This window comes from Mycobacterium sp. 360MFTsu5.1 (assembly GCF_000383495.1).
Lineage (GTDB): Bacteria > Actinomycetota > Actinomycetes > Mycobacteriales > Mycobacteriaceae > Mycobacterium > Mycobacterium mucogenicum_B.
The window spans coordinates 1-17,625 of sequence record NZ_KB911479.1 but is presented as its reverse complement, the minus strand read 5'-3'; the positions used below and the strand labels follow the sequence as shown (position 1 = coordinate 17,625).

Here is a 17,625-nt window from a genome sequence, read left to right as displayed (position 1 = left end):
TTTCTACCTATCCACAAGCAGCAGTTGTAGATAGGGTTGGCGGCATGACCAGGCCCTATCCCGATCTGCGTCGACTGCAGCACTTTCTCGCGGTCGCCGACGCCGGTGGTTTCACCCGCGCCGCGGACCAGCTGCACCTGAGCCAGCAGGCCCTCAGCAGCTCGATCCGCCAGCTCGAAAAAGAGCTGGGCGCACCGCTTTTCGACCGCGACGGCCGCCGGGTCACCTTGACGCCGGCGGGCCGGCAACTGCACAGCGATGCCCGGAGCCTGCTCGCCGCCGCCCACACCGTCACCGATCACGTGCAGCGCGCGGCCAGCGCCGCGCGGGAGAACTACGTCGTCGGGCACACCCCCGCGCTCGAGAGCGTCGAGGCGTACGCGCTTCTGGAGCCGGTGATCGACGCCTACGCCGACGTGTCCTTCACGTTCCGCCAGATGTTTCCGGATCAGCTGTCGCCTGCGCTTCTCGACGGATCGATCCAGCTCGCACTGCGCCGCGGTGTGGTGCCCGACCGCGACCTCGCCACCGCGGTGCTGGGCTATCACGCGGTGCGGGTGGCGGTGCTGAGTTCGCACCCGCTGGCGGGGCGCGACGCCGTCGACCTCACCGACCTGACCGACGAACGCATCGCGCTCTGGGCACCGCCGGGCGCGTCGTACTACAGCGACCTCCTGCTCGGCGCCTGCCGCCGAGCCGGATTCGAGCCGGACTACGTCGTCAGCCGCGTACAGGGCGCGGCGACGGTGGCCGCGCCGTTGACGACGGGGGCCGTGGCGTTCGTGACGCACCCGGTGGGGCCGGTACTGGGCGGCCGGGTGACGGTCGTCGACCTCCAGCCGCCGCTGCTGGTGCCCGTGCAGGCCATGTGGCAGCGGCACACCCGCTCGCCCATCCGCGACCTGCTGCTCGCCCAGCAGGGGTAGTCAGGCGCGTGCCAGCAGCGCCTCGTCGGCGAGGTCGTCGAGCTCCTTGCCCTTGGTCTCGGGCCCGAACAGGTAACCGATCACGGTCAGGAGCCAGATGCCCGACAGCGCCAGATACGGCGTCTGCACACCGTAATGTCCGATGGCCCAGCCGACGACGGTCGGCGCGGCGATCGACACGATGCGGCCGCCGCCGACGGCGACACCAAACCCGGTGCCGCGCAGCACGGTTGGGAACAACTCGGAGATGTACGCGTCCCCGACGCCCCACAGCCAGCCGAGGGTGGCGATGGAGATGGCGCCGTAGACCTGGTATTCGGCCAGTGAATCCGAGGTGGCCGCCAGGATCGCGGAACCGGCCTCGATGACGGCGCCGAGAATTGCCGAGGGACGACGCCCGAAGCGGTCGGCCAATGCGGTACCGATGAAGACGAAGACGACCTGCAGCAGGAAGAAGACCAGCGCGTAGCGAATCGCGTCGGTGGTGGACGCATGGAATCTCTTGACGATGTAGGTGGTCAGGAACAGGGTCGAACCCCAGTAGCCGACCGCGTTGGCCGTGTAGATCAGCCAGCCCACGATCAGCCGCCGCCGGACGCCGGGCAGCTGCCACAGCTTCGCCCGCGGGATGCCGTCTCGCTGGCGCGCCTCTTTGACCTCGGTGTAGCGGGGCGATTCCGTAATGCCCTGGCGGACAAGGAACAAGATGATGGCCGGGACGATCGCCACGATGAACGACGCCTGCCAGCCATACCGCGGCACCAGCACCAGCGCGACAGCGGCCGCGAGGACGTAGCCGAGCGAGAACAACGAGAAGATCACCCCGCCCACACCGATCGCCCGGGTCTTGGTCGGCCACACCTCGGCGGTATAGGGGGCGCCCACCGCCAGCTCGCCGGCGCCGCCCACACCGGTGAGGAAGCGCAGGCCGGTGAACGCGGCCAGATTGGTGGTGATGCCGGCCAGTGCCGTGGTGATGCCGTACAGCAGGATCGACGCACCGAGCGTGGTCTTGCGTCCCCACCGGTCGGCGGCGATCCCGAAACCGATGGTGCCGATGGTGTAGCCGACGAGGAAGATCGACCCGATGTACCCGGCCTGGGCCTCGGTGATCTGCAGGGTCTTCTTGATCTCGGGCAGGACCAGGCCGTAGATGTTCACGGCGTAGGAGTCGAAGCCGTATCCCAGCCCCGCCGTCACCGCCACGAACAACGCCGGCTTGAACGGCTGCGACTTTCGCGGGGGCGAATCGACCTGTGCCTCTTCCAGATTCGCGGCCATCTGACGACGGTATCGGGCACCGGACGTCGCCTGAACATTCAGAATCGCCCGGATCACAAGTGCGTTCAGATCTGCCCGTGATTCGGCGGTGCCACGCCGGACAGTTCCCACGCGCCGATGTGGTGGTACTTCCAGTCGACGGGGTCGTGCACGCTGTGGGTCCGCGCGTTGCGCCAGTGCCGGTCGAGATCGTGGCGGCGGTCGGTACCGCTCGCGCCGGTCAACGCGAAGAGCTGACTGGCAACGTCGACGGCCACGTCACTGGCGAAGGCCTTGGCCTGTGCGACCGCTATCGAGCCGCGCGCGGCCGCATCGGGATCGGCGACGTCGAGCCCGATGTCCTCGAGTTCGCCTGCGGCCCAACGCAGTAGCTGGGTCGACGCGCGCGTCCGGGTGGCGAGCTGGCCGAACCGCAGCAGGACGTGCGGATCGTCGCTCGCAGCGTTGGCGCCGCCGTATCGCACCGCCTCGAAGAACGGCCGGCTGCGGGTGCGGACGAACTCGGCGGCATCGGCCAGGGCGCCTTCCGCGATACCGGCTTCGATGGCGGTGTGGACCAGCTGGGCGCGGGCACCGAGCAGTTGCGGCTTCTCGAATGCCGACCAGTACGGCACCACCAGGTCGCCGTCGATGGCGACGCCGTCCAGCGTCGTGGTGCCGCTCACGGTCGAGCGCTGACCCATGGCGGCCCAGTCTTCGTCGATGGTCACCCCGGGTGCGTCACGTTCGACGAACGCCAGCACGAGACGGTCGGCGGGATCGAGCGCGCTGACCGCCAGCCACCGCGACGTGATGGCACCGGTGCAGTAGTACTTGGTGCCGTCGAGTCGCCACCGCGCGCCATCTTTGATGAGGCGGGTCTTGAGGTCTTGGGCATGGTGGCCACCGCGCTCGGCGAGCACCGGGGCGATGCGCGCGCCGTCGACGACAGCGGGCAGGATTCGGGCCCGCTGCAGTGGTGTGCCGAGCAGGCGCAGGATGTCGACGGCCAGGTAGTGCCCCTGCGGCGTCTGCGCGAGCGCCGGGTCGGCGGCCGCGACGATCCGGATGACCTCGGCCAGCGTTCGCGGCCCGAGCCCGTCTCCGCCGTCGTCGATCGGCACCGTGACGGCCGGCAGGCCCAGGTTGTCGAACTCGGCCACTTCAGCGCGGGGTACCGCGCCGGCCCGATCACGTTCTGCCGCACCGGGCTTCACCGACACCGCGAACTCCTCCGCGACTGCGACGACTTGGGCGTGGGTCCTGGGAGCCCGGCTGCGGACCATGGTCAGGCGTGCCGATCAGCGAGCAGGCCACGCTCGGCCAGGATCGGAATGACGCCCTCACCGAAGGCGAAGGCCTCTTCCAGGTGCGGGTACCCGGACAGGATGAACTCGTCGAGGCCCAGCTCGTGGTACTCGGCGATGCGGTCGGCGACCTGCTCGTGGCTGCCGACCAGGGCAGTGCCGGCGCCGCCACGGACCAGACCGATGCCGGCCCACAAGTTGGGCGACACCTCCAAGTTGTCGGTCCGGCCGCCGTGAAGGGCGGACATCCGCCGCTGCCCCTCCGACTGGGAGTTGCGCTGCACCTGCTGGGCGCGCTTGATGCTCTCGGGATCGAGGCCCGCCAGCAGTTTGTCGGCCTGTGCCCACGCCTCTTCTTCGGTGGGACGGCTGATGACGTGCAGGCGGATGCCGAACCGCAGGTCCCCGGCCGCCCGCCGCGCTCGGCCCAGGTTCTTGACCTGGTGCCGCACGGCATCGAGCTTCTCAGCGACCTGAGCCGGTGGCTCACCCCAGGTCAGGTACACGTCGGCATGTTCGGCGGCCACTTCCAGCGCTTCGGCCGACGAGCCGCCCAGGTAGATGTCCGGCCAGGTGTCGGCGGGGATGATCGTCGCGTTCTCCACCGACAGGTGCTTGCCGGTGAAGGTGACGGGCTCGCCGGACCACAGCTGCCGGAAGATCGTGAGGAACTCCGCGGCCCGCTCATAGCGCTCAGACTTGCCGAGGTAGTCGCCGAAGCGGCGCTGCTCGACGTCATCGCCACCGGTGACGACGTTGAGCAGCAGTCGATTCCGCGAGATTCGCTGATAGGTGGCGGCGGCCTGGGCAACCAGGGTCGGGGCCTGCAGGCCCGGCCGGAAGGCCACCAGGTACTTGAAGTGTTCGGTTCGCTGCGTCAGTGCTGCCGTGAACACCCAGGCGTCCTCACACCAGCTACTGGTGGGGGTCAGCGCCCCGGTGAACCCGAGCTTCTCCGCGGCACCGGCCACCAGGCTGAGGTAGTCGATGTCGGGAGCCCGATCGGCACCGAAGGCGTCCGCCCGGCTGCCTGCGCCACCGACCGCGTTGCCGAGACTCAGGTCGGTGCGCGAGTCACCGTTGGTCGGCAGGAACCAGTGCAACGTGATTGCCATCGGTCTACCGCGAGAACTCGACGCGACTGCCGTTGCGAGTGGTCGTGGTCAGAACAGGCATGGCTCAACTCCCGGGAACGTGATGCCACCACAAGAGAAAGCGCAGTGGCGAATGCAGACTTCTCTCCGAAATGTAGAGGCAAGCACTGCCTCCGGGTACTGCCGCTGAATCGGCTCACGCTGCCGCGGCAGGCGTGACCACCGGACGTGGCTGCTATTCGGTCAGAATCATGCTGATTCCAAACGCCCGATCCGGCAGTTAGATGAATTCCTGTGCCACGGCGGCGACGCGGTCGCGGTCGGCGCCGACGAGCCCGATCCGGGTCCGGCGGTCCAGGATGTCGTCGGCGCTCAGCGCGCCTTCGTGCGTGACGGCGTATTCGAATTCGGCCCGCGTGACGTCGATTCCGTCGGCCACCGGCTCGGTGGGACGGTCACAGGTGGCGGCGGCGAACACGTTCGGCGCCTCGGCGCCGTAGCGCGCCACGAGCGACTCCGGCAGCGCCGCAACACGATCCACCGACACCGGGTTCTCCGGAGCCCCGACCAGGGGCAGATTCCGCGTCCGGCACTCCCCTGCGCCCAGGTCGCGCAGCGACACCGCCCGGTTCAGCACATCCTCGGCCATGTACCGGTATTCGGTGAGCTTGCCGCCGATGACGCTGAGCACACCACTGCCGGACTCGACGACAGCGTGATCGCGCGAGACGTCGGCGGTGTTGCCCTCACCAGTGTCGATCAGCGGCCGCAGCCCGGCATAGGCGCCGCGCACGTCGTCCGGCCCCAGGCTTGTCGCCAGCGCGGTGTTGACGGTGTCCAGCAGAAACGTGATCTCGGCCGGAGTCGGTTGCGGCACATCGGGAATGGGGCCGGGCGCGTCCTCGTCGGTGAGGCCGAGGTAGACGCGGCCGAGCTGTTCGGGCATGGCGAAGATGAACCGGTTGAGCTCGCCCGGGATCGGAACCGTCAGGGCCGCAGTCGGATTGCCGAACGCCGCGGCGTCGAAGACCAGGTGGGTGCCGCGGCTGGGCCGCAGCTTGATCGCGGCGTCGAGCTCACCGGCCCATACGCCGGCGGCGTTGATCACCGCGCGCGCCGTCAGATCGAAGGACTCCCCGGTGAGTTGGTCGGTCAGCCGCACCGAGGTGCCGGTGGCATCGGATGCCGCCACCCGGGTCAGGATTCGGGCGCCATGCTGGGCGGCGGTGCGTGCCACCGCGGTGACCAGACGGGCGTCGTCGATCAGTTGGCCGTCGTAGGCGAGCAGCGCGCCGTCGAGTCCGTCGCGACGGACCGCGGGCACCAACTCCGCCGCGCGGGCCGCGTCGACCCGGCCCGACCGCGGCAGGATCGACGCCGACGTGCCGGCCAGCCGGCGCAGGCCGTCGCCGGCGATGAATCCCGTACGGACCAAAGCCCTTGAGGCCCGGTTCATCTCGGGCAGCAGCGGCACGAGTTGCGGCATGGCGTGCACGAGGTGCGGGGCGTTGCGGCTCATCAGAATGCCGCGCTCGATGGCGCTGCGCCGGGCGATACCCACGTTTCCGGTGGCCAGGTAGCGCAGGCCGCCGTGCACGAGTTTGGAACTCCACCGGCTGGTGCCGAACGCCAGGTCGTGTTTCTCGACGAGCACCGTCGACAGTCCGCGGGTCGCGGCGTCCAGCGCGATGCCCACGCCGGTGATCCCGCCGCCGATGACGACGACGTCGACGGTCTCGCCGTCGGCCAGGGCCGTCAGCTCGGCGCTGCGGCGGGCGGCATTGAGGGCACTGGTGGTCATGGCTTGAGGTATCCGTTCAGGGAGTGAGCAAGTTCGATGTCCAGCGCGGCGACGTCGAGGACGGGCGCGACCATCTGTGCGGACTGGATGGCGGACTGGACGATCAGCAGGCACATGGCGGCGAGTTGCCTGGGGTCGCTGGGGCGGACGCTGCCGTCGGCCTGCGCCGTGGCCAGCGCGCCGGCCAGCACTTCCAGCAGGATCTGCTGGCTCGTACCCATGCGCTGGGAGATGTAGACCATCGCCAGAGCGGGTGCGCTGCTCAGGACGGACATGATGACTTCGTCGTCGCGCAGCCGCTCGGCCATGCCGACCATGCGCTGGACGATCGCGTCGCGGTCGTCGCCAGTGACGGCAACCTCATTGAGCGCGTTGGTGATTCGTGCCGTCAGCAGTGCTGCGAGGATCGCCTGGGTGTCCGGCCAGCGCCGGTACACCGTCGGCCGGCTGACGCCGGCGCGACGTGCGATCTCGGCCAACGTCACGCGATCCACGCCGAAGGCGATCACGCAGTCAGCCGCAGCGTCGATGATTCGGGCATCGAGGGAATCCCGAGCTTCATCGTTACTGATTGACATCATGTGTAATACTGTAACGCATGACCGCGACACGTGACCACCTCGAACCGCCGATGAAGTGGAACGCCTGGGGCGACCCCGCTGCAGCCAAGCCCCTGTCCGACGGCATCCGCGGCCTGCTGACCGCGGCCCTGGGCATCGACGCGGCTCCGGCGGACGAACTCGAGGCCGACCAGGTCACGTTGCGTCCGTCCGCCCTGGCAGACGCCGACCGCGTCGCACTCGCGGCGATCGTCGGCGACGAGTTCTGCCGTACGGACGATCACGACCGCCTGCTGCGGGCCGGCGGCAAGTCGACGCTGGACCTGTTGCGCCGCAAGGACACCGGCGAGCAGGATGCACCGGACGCGGTCCTGTTGCCGGGCAACGAAGAACAGATCGCGGCCATCCTGAGCTACTGCACCGAACACCGCATCGCGGTCGTCCCGTTCGGCGGCGGCACCAGTGTGGTCGGCGGACTCGACCCGATCCGGAACGGCTTCAGCGCCGTCGTGTCGCTGGACCTGCGCCGGCTGGACCGGCTGGTCGGGCTCGACAAGGAATCCGGCGAGGCCGAACTCGAGGCCGGCGTCACCGGCCCGCAGGCCGAGGAACTCCTTGGCGCCGAGGGCTTTTCGCTCGGCCACTTCCCGCAGAGCTTCGAATTCGCCACCATCGGCGGGTTCGCCGCGACGCGGTCGTCGGGGCAGAACTCGGCCGGCTACAACCGGTTCGACGACATGGTGCGCGGGCTCACCGTCGTCACCCCGGCCGGCGTCCTCGACCTGGGCCGCGCCCCGGCGTCGGCGGCCGGGCCCGACCTGCGTCAGCTGATCGTCGGCTCGGAGGGCACCTTCGGCGTCATCACCCGGGTGCGGCTGCGCGTGCATCCGGTGCCCGAGACCACCCGCTATGAGGCCTGGTCCTTCCCCGACTTCGCCACCGGCGCAGCGGCTTTGCGCGCGGTCGTGCAGACAGGCACCGGTCCGACGGTCATCCGCCTGTCCGATGAGGTGGAGACCGGCATCAACCTGGCCACCACCGACAGCATCGGCGAGCAGACCATCACCGGTGGCTGCCTGGCCATCACCCTGTTCGAGGGCTCGGCCGCGCACACCGAGAGCCGCCATGACGAGACGCGTGCGCTGCTGGCCGCTCAAGGTGGCACGTCGCTCGGCGAAGCCCCGGCCCGCGCCTGGCAGCACGGCCGGTTCGGCGCCCCGTACCTGCGCGACTCGCTGCTGACGGCCGGCGCCCTGTGTGAGACCTTGGAGACCGCGACGACGTGGTCCAACGTGCCGGCGCTGAAGGCGGCCGTCACCGAGGCTCTCACCAGCTCGCTACAGGAAAGCGGGACACCGGCTTTGGTGATGTGCCACATCTCGCACGTCTACCCCACGGGCGCCTCGCTGTACTTCACGGTCGTGGCCGGCCAGCGCGGCAACCCCATCGAGCAGTGGCGCGCGGCGAAAACCGCTGCGTCCGAGGCGATGGTGCGCTGCGGCGCCACCATCACCCACCACCACGCCGTCGGCGCCGACCACAAGCCGTGGATGACGGCCGAGGTCGGTGACCTGGGTGTCGAGGTGCTGCGCGCCGTCAAGAACGTGCTCGATCCCGGTGGAATCCTCAACCCGGGCAAGCTGATCCCATGAGAGTCACCCTCCTGACCAACCCCGCCTCGGGCCAGGGTCGGGGCTCGGCGGCAGCGCAGCGCGCCGTCGTGCGGCTGCAGAGGCGCGGTGTCGACGTGGTCGAACTGATCGGGTCCGACGCCGCCCATGCCCGCCAATTACTCGACGAGGCGCTCGACCACGGCACCGATGCGGTCGTGGTGTCCGGCGGTGACGGCATCATTTCCCTTGCGCTGCAGGCGCTTGCGCAGGGCGACGTGCCGCTCGGCATCATCCCCGCCGGCACCGGCAATGACCACGCCCGCGAGTTCGGGATTCCGCGGGACGACCCGGAAGCCGCCGCGGACATCATCGCGACGCGCCGCACCCGCACCATCGACCTCGGCCGGATCGAGGGCGCCGACGGCACCGTCCGCTGGTTCGGCACAGTGATGTCGGCGGGCTTCGACTCGCTGGTCACCGACCGCGCCAACCGGATGACGTGGCCGCGGGGCCGGATGCGCTACAACGCGGCCATGCTGGTCGAGCTGTCGCAGTTGCGGCTGCACACGGCGCGGGTCAGTTTCGACGGTGGTCCCGAGCAGGAAATCCCCGTGACACTGGCGACTTTCGGCAATGGCAAGAGCTATGGCGGCGGCATGCTGATCTGCCCGGGCGCCGACCTCAACGACGGCCTGCTCGATGTCACGATGGCGGCCTCGGCGTCGCGCACCAAGTTGATCCGGCTGTTCCCCACGGTGTTCAAGGGCACGCATGTCCACCTCGACGAGGTGTCCACGAGGCGGGCCCGCACTGTCACGATCGACGTGCCGGGCATAAACGCCTATGCCGACGGCGAATTCGTCTGCCCGCTGCCGGTGACGGTGTCCGCGGTGCCGAACGCGCTGCGGGTCCTGGTTCCGTAGCCTGGCGACGACCTTCAGTCCTGCGTAGCCGCAAGCAGCGCAAGCAGATTCATCAACCGGGTGATGGCGCCGGTGACCGGTCGGGCCGGCAATGTCGGATCGACGGCACGTTGGATCCCGAGCCCGATGCCGGCGCTGAGAAAGAGGTTGCCGATGTCGTCGAAGCTGTCGATCACCCCGGCGGCGACCATCTGCTCTTCGCCGAGCCCCAAATCGACCGCGAGCGAACGCAATACATCGACGACCATCTGAGCGGCTTCGTTGCGGAGGTCCGTGACCATCTGCCCCAGCTCGGGATCGTTGCGCGACAGCACCACGAATTCGAGTTCGAGCATCGTCCAGCCCACGTCGCCGGCGGTCCGTTCCAGCCAGGCGTTCACCGCCTCGACGCGGCTCGGCACATCGGCATCCGACATCGCCAGCTCTGACATCTCGGCGAACTTCTCGCGGTGGATGGCCTCGAGCACCTCCCGGCACAGGACCGGCTTGCTACCGAAGTTCGAATACACCGCGCCCTTGCTGTAGCCGGCGTCGTCGGCGATGTCCTCGAGGCTCGTGGAGGCATAGCCGTGCTTGAGAAACCGGGCCTTGGCCGCGTCGAGCAGCTCGGCACGCGTCTGTTCCTGACGCTGCACCCTGGTCAATCGCGGCATGCGTTGATATTAGTGGTTTGCGATACCGGGAGTACTAGCTTTACTCGGAGAATTCGGATACCGTGAGTATTCGAATGAGCCGGAAAGGCTCCTACCAGCAGATACGAGGCTATCGATGCAGCTAGCACGACGCGCCATGTCACTCGACGGCGCCACAGTCATCATCACCGGAGGCGCCAGGGGCATCGGCGCCAAGACCGCCGAGCTGTTCTCACAGCACGGCGCCAACGTGTGGATCGGCGACGTCGACGCCGACATCGCCGAGCAGACGGCCCGCAAAATCCCCCGCTGTCGCAGCGCGCGCCTCGACGTCACCCGGCGCGACTCCTGGGACCAGTTCGTCGGGCAGGTCCTCAAGGACTCCGGCCGCATCGACGTCCTCATCAACAACGCCGGCGTCATGCCCCTCGGTGCCTTCGAGACCGAAGCCGAGGCGACGACCGACCTGATCCTCGACGTCAACGTCCGCGGCGTACTGAACGGCATGCGGGCCGTGATCCCCTTTATGATCACGCGCGGCAGCGGCCACGTGGTGAACGTGGCATCGATGGCCGGCATGATCCCCGTCCCGGGCATGGTCACCTACAACGCCAGCAAGTTCGCCGCGGTCGGCGCATCACTGGCGGCGCGCACCGAATACGCCGGAACGGGCGTCACGGTGTGCGCGGTGCTGCCCTCGGCAGTACGCACCGAACTCTCCTCCGGCGTCCAACTCGGCGGTGGCATGCCGACTGTCGACCCAGAGGATGTCGCGCAAGCCATCCTGAAGACATTGCGCACCAAGGCCGCCCGCACCTCGGTACCCGAATGGGTGGCGCCCGGCTGGGCACTGATCGACGCGCTGGTCCCCGAGTTCATCCAGCGCGCGGGGCGCTCGCTCATCGATGACCGCCGCGCCCTGACGGCCCTGGACCCCGTCGGCCGTTCAGCCTACCTGGAACGGATCGAGCGGCAGTCGAAAGACCATGACGCCGAGTCGAACTCGGAACCGCGACGATGAAGCGGGCACTGGTCATCGGCTGCGGCGGGACGATCGGCGGCGCATGGATCGTCGCGGCCCTGCACGCATTGCAGGAGCAGACGGGCTGGGACCCGCGGGAAGCCTCGGTGTTGCAGGGCACCTCGGCGGGCGCCGAAATCGTCACGATGCTCGGCGGCGGCGCGTCCGTCGACGACCTGGTGGCGATGCACCGCGGCACCAGCACCGACGAACGCCTGAGCCGGCACATTGAGGCGACCCCGCCGAGCCTGCCGCCCCTGCCGGCACCGCGCTTGCTGAATCCATCGCTCCTGCGCAGTCAGAACGGCCTGGCCGCGGTCACGGGTATCGCACCCACGGGGCGCGCCGACGCAACATGGCTGCAGCGCTTGGCATCCGGCTTCGCCAACAAGTCGGGGTGGCTTGATCATCCGGGAGCCCGCATGGTGGCGTTCGACTACCAACGCGGAGAGCGGGTCGCTTTCGGCGCGCCTGGTGCGCCGAAAGCCACGGCGGGCGAAGCACTTCGGGCGTCCTGGGGAGTCCCGGGCTGGATGCCGCCGGTCAGCATCGGTGACCGCAAATTCGTCGACGGCGGTGCCGCGTCCACGGCGTCGGTCGACCTCATCAGCCATGACGACGCCGACCTCATCTACGTCATCACGCCGATGGCTTCCGAAAGCGGCGTGCGCGCACCGGGATTCGGTGGCTTCCTGGAGCACCGGTTGCTCCGCCGCCCGATGTCCACCGTGCTGGACGCCGAGGTGGCCACGGCCCGGGCCCGCGGCATCGAGGTGGTCCTGATCCAGCCCGACGCCGCCGATCTGGCCGGCCTGGGTGCCAATTTCATGCTGCGCAGCCGACGGCGCGCCGCGTTCGAATCCGCCATGACCACCGCACCGAACACGGTGCGCCGAGCTTGGGAGTCCTGATGAGCACACGTGATCCGCGCATCGTCATCATCGGTGCCGGCGTCGCCGGGATCGCCTCGGCATACACCTTTCAGCAGGCCGGGTTCACCAACTTCACCATCCTGGAGAAGGGTTCGGACGTCGGCGGGGTCTGGCACTGGAACCGCTACCCAGGCCTGACGTGTGACGTGCCGTCGCACATCTACCAGTTCGCCTTCGCCCCCAAGCCCGACTGGAGCCATATCTGGGCGGGCGGCCAGGAGATTCAGGAGTATCACCGCGACGTCGTCGCGCGGTTCGGCCTCGACAACCACCTTCGACTCAACACCGAAGTCACGTCGCTGCACTACGACCAGGATGAACACACCTGGACCGTCACGACCGAGCACGAGACGCTCACCGCCGATTTCGTCATCTGCGCCACCGGGGTGCTGCACCACCCCTTCACCCCCGACATCCCCGGCATGGACTCCTTCGAGGGCACCGTCGTGCACACCGCCCGGTGGGACCCCGAACTCGAGACCGCGGGCAAGCGCATCGCCGTGATCGGCACCGGATCGACCGGCGTGCAGGTGGTTTCGGCACTGCAGCCCACGGCCGGCAAGCTGCTGCACTTCGCCCGTTCCCCGCAGTGGATGCTGTGGGCACCGATGAAATTGCCGCAGCTGAGTGCCGTCACCGCGTTGCTGCGCGCCATGCCGCAGCTGTATCAGGCCGTCGCCGAACGCATTCCGCTGTGGGGCTCGAGCGTCCTCGTCGACATCGTGACCAAGCCGACGTGGCGCCGCAAGCTGGTGCAGCAGTACGCCCGGCTGAGCCTGCGGGCCCAGGTCCGCGATCCGAAGCTGCGTGCCGAGCTGACGCCCGACTACCAGCCACTGTGCAAGCGGCAGGTGCTGTCGGGTACGTACTACCAGGCGATCAAGGCCCCCAACGCCCAGCTGGTCACCGATCGCATCGCCGCGTTCACGCCCACCGGCATCAGCACCACGGAGGGTGAGCACCACCGGATCGACATCGCCGTGCTGGCCACCGGTTTTCAGGCGCACAACTACATGCGCCCGATGCAGGTGGTGGGCCGCGACGGCGTCACGCTCGACGACGCGTGGGTCAAGGGCCCGCGGGCCTACCGCATGACCGCGATTCCCGGCTTCCCGAACCTGTTCACCGTGCTGGGCCCGAACTCGCCGACGGGGTCCATTTCTTTGCAGTACACGGCGGAACTCACCGCGCGGTACATCGTGAAGTGGCTCAAGCGATTCGAGCGTGGCGAGATCAACGAGGTCGAGGTGACCGAGGAGGCCACCGACGAGTTCAACGCCGCGGCTGTCGAGGCCATGGAGCCGACGGTGTGGAACACCGGCTGCAACTCCTGGTACTTCAGCGAAGGCGGCACCATCGACCTGTGGCCGTTCGACGTCGCCACGATCACCAGCATGCTGAGCGAGCCGGAGCCCGAGCACTACCGGGTGAGTTGATCGGAACGATCAGTACTTCCGGGCAGCGCCCAACCGGGTGACACATTCGATCTGGGGCCGTCAACTTTCCTTGACGTCAAGGAAAGTTGACGGCTCTGGGCCAAACATGCCAAGGGAGACCGCTGGAACTACCCCACGCCCCGGTTCAACCAGCTGACTTCGCCGACCTCGGCGCCGCCGCCTCGATACGGCTCGAGCGCCTCGTCCCAGGCGGTGCCGAGCACGGTGTCGAGTTCGGCGGCGAGCATGTCGGCGCCGCCCTCCATCAACGTGCGCAGACGCTGCTCGCCGACCATGATGTCGCCGTTGGCGCTCATCGATCCGCTCCACAGCCCCAGGGTCGGGGTGTGGCACCAGCGGTGTCCGTCGACGCCGGCGCTCGGGTCCTCGGTCACCTCGAAGCGCAGCACCGACCACGAGCGCAGTGCGCTGGCGAGCTGGGCTCCGGTGCCGACGGGTCCCATCCAGTTGGTGATGGCACGCAGCTGACCGGGCATGGCGGGTTGGGGCGTCCACTTGAGGTTCGCCCGGGCCGACAGAGTCGACGAAAGCGCCCACTCCACATGCGGGCACACCGCCGCGGGAGAGGCATGGATATACACCACGCCCGTCGTCGCGTCGGCGAGTTGGTTCGACGCACGCATCATCTGCTCCTTCAGCTACACGAGGGACGTCTTCCCCAACGACCTGGTGTTGCTGAAATGTTGCAGTTGTTTAGTGCGTGTCTATTGTGCCGCGTGAGACCCCTGTTGCGCTAGTCTGTCGCGCAATCTCTCAGGACGGCCACAGAATCGCACCGCGATCAGGCTCGTTGTCGACATTTGGCCAACGACCCAGCCAATTCTCGGACACAGGCCAACCCCCGCACGGAGCACCAGCGCGCCATCTATCTTCTAAGCCGTGACTGCCCTGGACCGGTTCTTCGAGATCTCCGCGCGCGGCTCCACCGTCGCCGCTGAACTGCGCGGCGGCGCGGTGACCTTCATCGCGATGGCGTACATCATCGTGCTGAACCCCATCATCCTGTCGAGCACGGCAGACATCGCCGGGCACAAGCTCCCGTTCGGCCAAGTCTCCGCGGTGACATCACTGGCGGCCGGCGCCATGACGATCCTGTTCGGCGTCGTCGCCCGGCTCCCCTTCGCGTTCGCCGCCGGGCTCGGCATCAACTCGTTCCTGGCCAGCTCGGTGGTGGGCGTCCTGACGTGGCCGGAAGCCATGGGCCTGGTGGTCGTCGAAGGCCTCATCATCGTCGCGATGGCCGTCACCGGCCTGCGGCGCATGATCTTCGACGCCGTGCCCATGCCGCTGAAACTGGCCATCACCGCCGGCATCGGGCTGTTCATCATGTTCATCGGCCTGGTCAACGCCGGCTTCGTCGCGTCGACGGGACATCCGTCGCCGCCGCTGGGTCTGGGCGCCGGCGGCACCGGCTCGGTCCGCGCGATCCCCACCCTGGTCTTCGTGTTCACCCTGCTGACCTCGGGTGTCCTGGTGGCCCGCAAGGTGCGCGGCGGCATCCTCATCGGACTCATATCGGGCACTGTGCTGGCCGCCATCATCGAGGCGATCTGGCACCTGGGCTCGGCAACGGAGAAGGCCGGCGGCTGGAGCCTGTCCGTCCCGACGCTGTCCGGCTCGCCGTTCGCGGTGCCCAACCTGTCGCTGATCGGTCACGTGGACTTCGGCAGCTTCGGCCGGATCGGCGCCATCGCCGCGCTCATGCTGGTGTTCACGCTGCTGTTCACCAACTTCTTCGACGCCATGGGCACCATGACGGGCCTGTCCCGGCAGGCCGGCCTGGCCGACGAGCACGGCAACTTCCCGCGCCTGCAGTCCGCGCTGGTCATCGAGGGCACCGGCGCGGTCGTCGGCGGCGCGGTGTCGGCATCGTCCAACACCGTCTTCGTCGAATCGGGCACCGGCATCGGCGAAGGCGCCCGCACCGGCCTGGCCAGCCTCGTGACCGGCGGCTTGTTCCTGGCCGCCATGTTCTTGACGCCGCTGACGGAGATCGTGCCCACCGAGGTCGCGGCCGCCGCGCTCGTGATCGTCGGCACCCTGATGGTCTCGGTGCTCCGCGAGATCGACTTCTCCGACTTCTCGGTGGCCCTGCCGGTGGTGCTGACGGTGGCCGTCATGCCGCTGTCCTACTCGATCGCCAACGGCATCGGCGTCGGCTTCATCGCCTGGGCCGTGCTGCGCGCGGCGTCGGGACGCATCAGGGAGATCAGCCCACTGCTGTGGATCGTCGCCGCCGGGTTCCTGCTGTTCTTCGCACGCGGCTGGATCGACAGCATGATCGGGGTCGTCCGCTAGGCGAACTCCCGCAGGACCGCGGCCGACACCTCCGGCCAGACGGTGTGCGTCCAGTCCCCGAAATCGCGGTCCGTCAGCACGACGAGCGCCAGGTCCACCTCCGGGTCCACCCAGAGGAACGTCCCCGACTGACCGAAGTGGCCGAACGTCCGTCCCGAGTTGCCCGCGGCCGTCCAGTGCGGATGCTTGCCGTCCCGGATCTCGAAGCCCAAGCCCCAGTCGTTCGGGCGCTGCGATCCGAATCCCGGTAGTACCCCATCGAGACCCGGGAATTGCACCGAGATCGCATCGGCGTGCATGGGCGTCGACACCAGGGCCGGACGCAGCAGGTCACCGGCGAACACCGCCAGGTCTGTCACCGTGGACCAGGCGCCGTAGCCCGCGGTTTCGGCTGCCCCAGGCAGATCGGAATCGCTCATCCCCAGCGGCTCGAAAACCGCTTCGCGCAGATACTGCGCGAACTCGATTCCGGACTCGTGCTGCAGCGTCTGGGCCAGCACCGCGAACCCGACGTTCGAGTAGATGCGCCGCGTGCCGGGCGCCGCGATGGCGTCGGGCGTCTGCATGGCGAGACCCGAGGTGTGCGCGAGCAGGTGGCGGACCGTCGACCCGGGCGGGCCGGCCGGGCTGTCCAACTCGACGACGCCCTCTTCGATGGCGACCTGCGCGGCGCGGGCCACCAGTGGCTTGGTCACCGACGCGAGCCGGAACGCGCGGTCGACGGGTCCGTGCGTGGCGAGCACACCGGCGGGCGACACCACCGCCGCCGCGGCGTTCGGCACCGGCCAGGAATCCAGCAGCTCGAGAGCGGTCACGCCCACGACCCTGTCACAGATCGCAGGGCCGATGGGCACGGGCCGAGCCACCGTTAACCAGACATTTGTATGGACACCATTCCAACACTTCCCGGAGGCATTAGGTTATAGCCATGAGTCAGACAGTGCGTGGTGTGATTTCCCGGGCCAAGAAGCAGCCCGTCGAGCTCGTCGACATCGTCATCCCCGATCCCGGACCCGGTGAAGTCGTCGTCGACATCATCGCCTGCGGCGTGTGCCACACCGACCTCACCTACCGCGAGGGCGGCATCAACGACGAGTATCCGTTCCTGCTCGGCCACGAAGCCGCCGGCACCGTCGAGTCGGTCGGAGAGGGCGTCACCCACGTCGCCCCCGGCGACTTCGTCATCCTCAACTGGCGCGCCGTCTGCGGCGAGTGCCGCGCCTGCAAGCGCGGCCGCCCGCACCTGTGCTTCGACACGTTCAACGCCACCCAGAAGATGACGCTGACCGACGGCACCGAACTCACCCCCGCCCTGGGCATCGGCGCCTTCGCCGACAAGACCCTCGTGCACGAACGCCAGTGCACCAAGGTCGATTCCGAAGCCGACCCGGCCGTTGCCGGACTGCTGGGCTGCGGCGTGATGGCCGGCATCGGCGCCGCCATCAATACCGGCGGCGTGACGCGTGACGACACCGTCGCGGTCATCGGCTGCGGCGGCGTGGGCGATGCGGCCATCGCCGGCGCGGCCCTGGTCGGCGCCAAGCGGATCATCGCCGTCGACACCGACAACCAGAAACTGCACTGGGCGCGCGAGTTCGGCGCCACCCACACCATCAACGCCCGCGACCTCGACGCCGTCGAGACCATCCAGGACCTGACCGACGGCTTCGGCGCCGACGTCGTGATCGACGCGGTCGGCCGGCCCGAGACCTGGAAGCAGGCGTTCTACGCCCGCGATCTGGCCGGAACCGTTGTCCTGGTGGGTGTTCCGACACCCGACATGACCCTCGAGATGCCGCTG

Annotated in this window: 16 protein-coding genes; 8 read left to right on the top strand and 8 right to left on the bottom strand. The window is 68.6% G+C overall.

Going from position 1 to position 17,625, the window contains the following annotated elements; all coding sequences use genetic code 11:
• Window positions 1-44: 44 nt before the first annotated feature.
• Entirely contained in the window at window positions 45-926 is an 882-nt protein-coding gene (locus H289_RS0128235) for a LysR family transcriptional regulator (protein WP_020104222.1), read from the top strand.
• Here the strand turns inward: H289_RS0128235 and H289_RS0128230 are convergent, their stop codons facing one another.
• From H289_RS0128230 to H289_RS0128210, 5 genes are all read right to left on the bottom strand, one after another.
• Complete coding sequence (locus H289_RS0128230; RefSeq protein WP_020104221.1) at window positions 927-2,207, bottom strand: MFS transporter; 1,281 nt, start codon at window positions 2,205-2,207, stop codon at window positions 927-929.
• Between the two features lie 65 nt (window positions 2,208-2,272).
• Window positions 2,273-3,472: an acyl-CoA dehydrogenase family protein gene (locus H289_RS0128225; protein ID WP_020104220.1), complete on the bottom strand. Its 1,200-nt coding sequence runs from the start codon at window positions 3,470-3,472 to the stop codon at window positions 2,273-2,275.
• Between the two features lie 2 nt (window positions 3,473-3,474).
• Window positions 3,475-4,608: an LLM class flavin-dependent oxidoreductase gene (locus H289_RS0128220; protein ID WP_020104219.1), complete on the bottom strand. Its 1,134-nt coding sequence runs from the start codon at window positions 4,606-4,608 to the stop codon at window positions 3,475-3,477.
• A gap of 259 nt (window positions 4,609-4,867) precedes the next feature.
• Complete coding sequence (locus H289_RS0128215; protein ID WP_020104218.1) at window positions 4,868-6,388, bottom strand: glycerol-3-phosphate dehydrogenase/oxidase; 1,521 nt, start codon at window positions 6,386-6,388, stop codon at window positions 4,868-4,870.
• Window positions 6,385-6,969 (bottom strand): TetR/AcrR family transcriptional regulator, encoded by a 585-nt coding sequence (locus tag H289_RS0128210; RefSeq protein WP_029105862.1) that lies wholly within the window; start codon window positions 6,967-6,969, stop codon window positions 6,385-6,387. The genes H289_RS0128215 and H289_RS0128210 overlap by 4 nt, the downstream gene beginning before the upstream one ends.
• Window positions 6,970-7,019: 50 nt before the next feature.
• Between H289_RS0128210 and H289_RS0128205 the strand changes: the two genes are divergently transcribed.
• The gene (locus H289_RS0128205) at window positions 7,020-8,600 is read left to right on the top strand and encodes an FAD-binding oxidoreductase (protein WP_029105861.1); all 1,581 of its coding nucleotides are present in this window, start codon (window positions 7,020-7,022) and stop codon (window positions 8,598-8,600) included.
• Window positions 8,597-9,484 carry a diacylglycerol kinase gene (locus H289_RS0128200; protein WP_020104215.1) on the top strand — a complete coding sequence of 296 codons (888 nt, stop codon included), beginning with the start codon at window positions 8,597-8,599 and terminating at the stop codon, window positions 9,482-9,484. The genes H289_RS0128205 and H289_RS0128200 overlap by 4 nt, the downstream gene beginning before the upstream one ends.
• A gap of 14 nt (window positions 9,485-9,498) precedes the next feature.
• Here the strand turns inward: H289_RS0128200 and H289_RS0128195 are convergent, their stop codons facing one another.
• Window positions 9,499-10,137 carry a TetR/AcrR family transcriptional regulator gene (locus H289_RS0128195; protein WP_029105860.1) on the bottom strand — a complete coding sequence of 213 codons (639 nt, stop codon included), beginning with the start codon at window positions 10,135-10,137 and terminating at the stop codon, window positions 9,499-9,501.
• A 115-nt stretch (window positions 10,138-10,252) separates the two neighbouring features.
• Between H289_RS0128195 and H289_RS0128190 the strand changes: the two genes are divergently transcribed.
• Genes H289_RS0128190 through H289_RS0128180 form a run of 3 tightly spaced genes read left to right on the top strand, consistent with a single transcriptional unit; the run spans window position 10,253 to window position 13,505 of the window.
• Entirely contained in the window at window positions 10,253-11,137 is an 885-nt protein-coding gene (locus H289_RS0128190) for an SDR family oxidoreductase (protein WP_036421744.1), read from the top strand.
• Window positions 11,134-12,048, top strand: coding sequence for a patatin-like phospholipase family protein (locus H289_RS0128185; RefSeq protein ID WP_020104212.1), 915 nt, complete (start codon window positions 11,134-11,136; stop codon window positions 12,046-12,048). The genes H289_RS0128190 and H289_RS0128185 overlap by 4 nt, the downstream gene beginning before the upstream one ends.
• Window positions 12,048-13,505, top strand: a complete 1,458-nt coding sequence (locus H289_RS0128180; RefSeq protein ID WP_020104211.1) for a flavin-containing monooxygenase — start codon at window positions 12,048-12,050, stop codon at window positions 13,503-13,505. Before H289_RS0128185 ends, H289_RS0128180 begins: the two co-directional genes overlap by 1 nt.
• Window positions 13,506-13,633: 128 nt before the next feature.
• On the opposite strand, the gene H289_RS0128175 is transcribed toward H289_RS0128180, so the two are convergent.
• On the bottom strand, window positions 13,634-14,149 hold the full coding sequence (locus H289_RS0128175; RefSeq protein ID WP_029105859.1) for a DUF3145 domain-containing protein: 516 nt from the start codon (window positions 14,147-14,149) through the stop codon (window positions 13,634-13,636).
• A 256-nt stretch (window positions 14,150-14,405) separates the two neighbouring features.
• Between H289_RS0128175 and H289_RS0128170 the strand changes: the two genes are divergently transcribed.
• Window positions 14,406-15,824, top strand: a complete 1,419-nt coding sequence (locus H289_RS0128170; RefSeq protein WP_020104209.1) for an NCS2 family permease — start codon at window positions 14,406-14,408, stop codon at window positions 15,822-15,824.
• Here H289_RS0128170 and H289_RS0128165 read toward each other — a convergent pair.
• Window positions 15,821-16,639, bottom strand: a complete 819-nt coding sequence (locus H289_RS0128165; protein ID WP_029105858.1) for a serine hydrolase domain-containing protein — start codon at window positions 16,637-16,639, stop codon at window positions 15,821-15,823. The genes H289_RS0128170 and H289_RS0128165 overlap by 4 nt on opposite strands.
• A gap of 113 nt (window positions 16,640-16,752) precedes the next feature.
• Here H289_RS0128165 and H289_RS0128160 point away from each other — a divergent pair.
• Window positions 16,753-17,625 (top strand): S-(hydroxymethyl)mycothiol dehydrogenase (locus tag H289_RS0128160; RefSeq protein ID WP_020104207.1); only part of this gene is annotated, 873 nt, incomplete at its 3' end.

Bases quoted from the DNA above. Each gene is read 5' to 3' on its own strand.
- H289_RS0128215 (WP_020104218.1), bottom strand. From the start codon at position 6,388: ATGACCACCAGTGCCCTCAATGCCGCCCGCCGCAGCGCCGAGCTGACG.
- H289_RS0128175 (WP_029105859.1), bottom strand. From the start codon at position 14,149: ATGCGTGCGTCGAACCAACTCGCCGACGCGACGACGGGCGTGGTGTAT.
- H289_RS0128230 (WP_020104221.1), bottom strand. From the start codon at position 2,207: ATGGCCGCGAATCTGGAAGAGGCACAGGTCGATTCGCCCCCGCGAAAG.
- H289_RS0128190 (WP_036421744.1), top strand. From the start codon at position 10,253: ATGCAGCTAGCACGACGCGCCATGTCACTCGACGGCGCCACAGTCATC.
- H289_RS0128185 (WP_020104212.1), top strand. From the start codon at position 11,134: ATGAAGCGGGCACTGGTCATCGGCTGCGGCGGGACGATCGGCGGCGCA.
- H289_RS0128225 (WP_020104220.1), bottom strand. From the start codon at position 3,472: ATGGTCCGCAGCCGGGCTCCCAGGACCCACGCCCAAGTCGTCGCAGTC.
- H289_RS0128210 (WP_029105862.1), bottom strand. From the start codon at position 6,969: ATGATGTCAATCAGTAACGATGAAGCTCGGGATTCCCTCGATGCCCGA.
- H289_RS0128235 (WP_020104222.1), top strand. From the start codon at position 45: ATGACCAGGCCCTATCCCGATCTGCGTCGACTGCAGCACTTTCTCGCG.
- H289_RS0128200 (WP_020104215.1), top strand. From the start codon at position 8,597: ATGAGAGTCACCCTCCTGACCAACCCCGCCTCGGGCCAGGGTCGGGGC.
- H289_RS0128195 (WP_029105860.1), bottom strand. From the start codon at position 10,137: ATGCCGCGATTGACCAGGGTGCAGCGTCAGGAACAGACGCGTGCCGAG.
- H289_RS0128205 (WP_029105861.1), top strand. From the start codon at position 7,020: ATGAAGTGGAACGCCTGGGGCGACCCCGCTGCAGCCAAGCCCCTGTCC.
- H289_RS0128180 (WP_020104211.1), top strand. From the start codon at position 12,048: ATGAGCACACGTGATCCGCGCATCGTCATCATCGGTGCCGGCGTCGCC.
- H289_RS0128220 (WP_020104219.1), bottom strand. From the start codon at position 4,608: ATGGCAATCACGTTGCACTGGTTCCTGCCGACCAACGGTGACTCGCGC.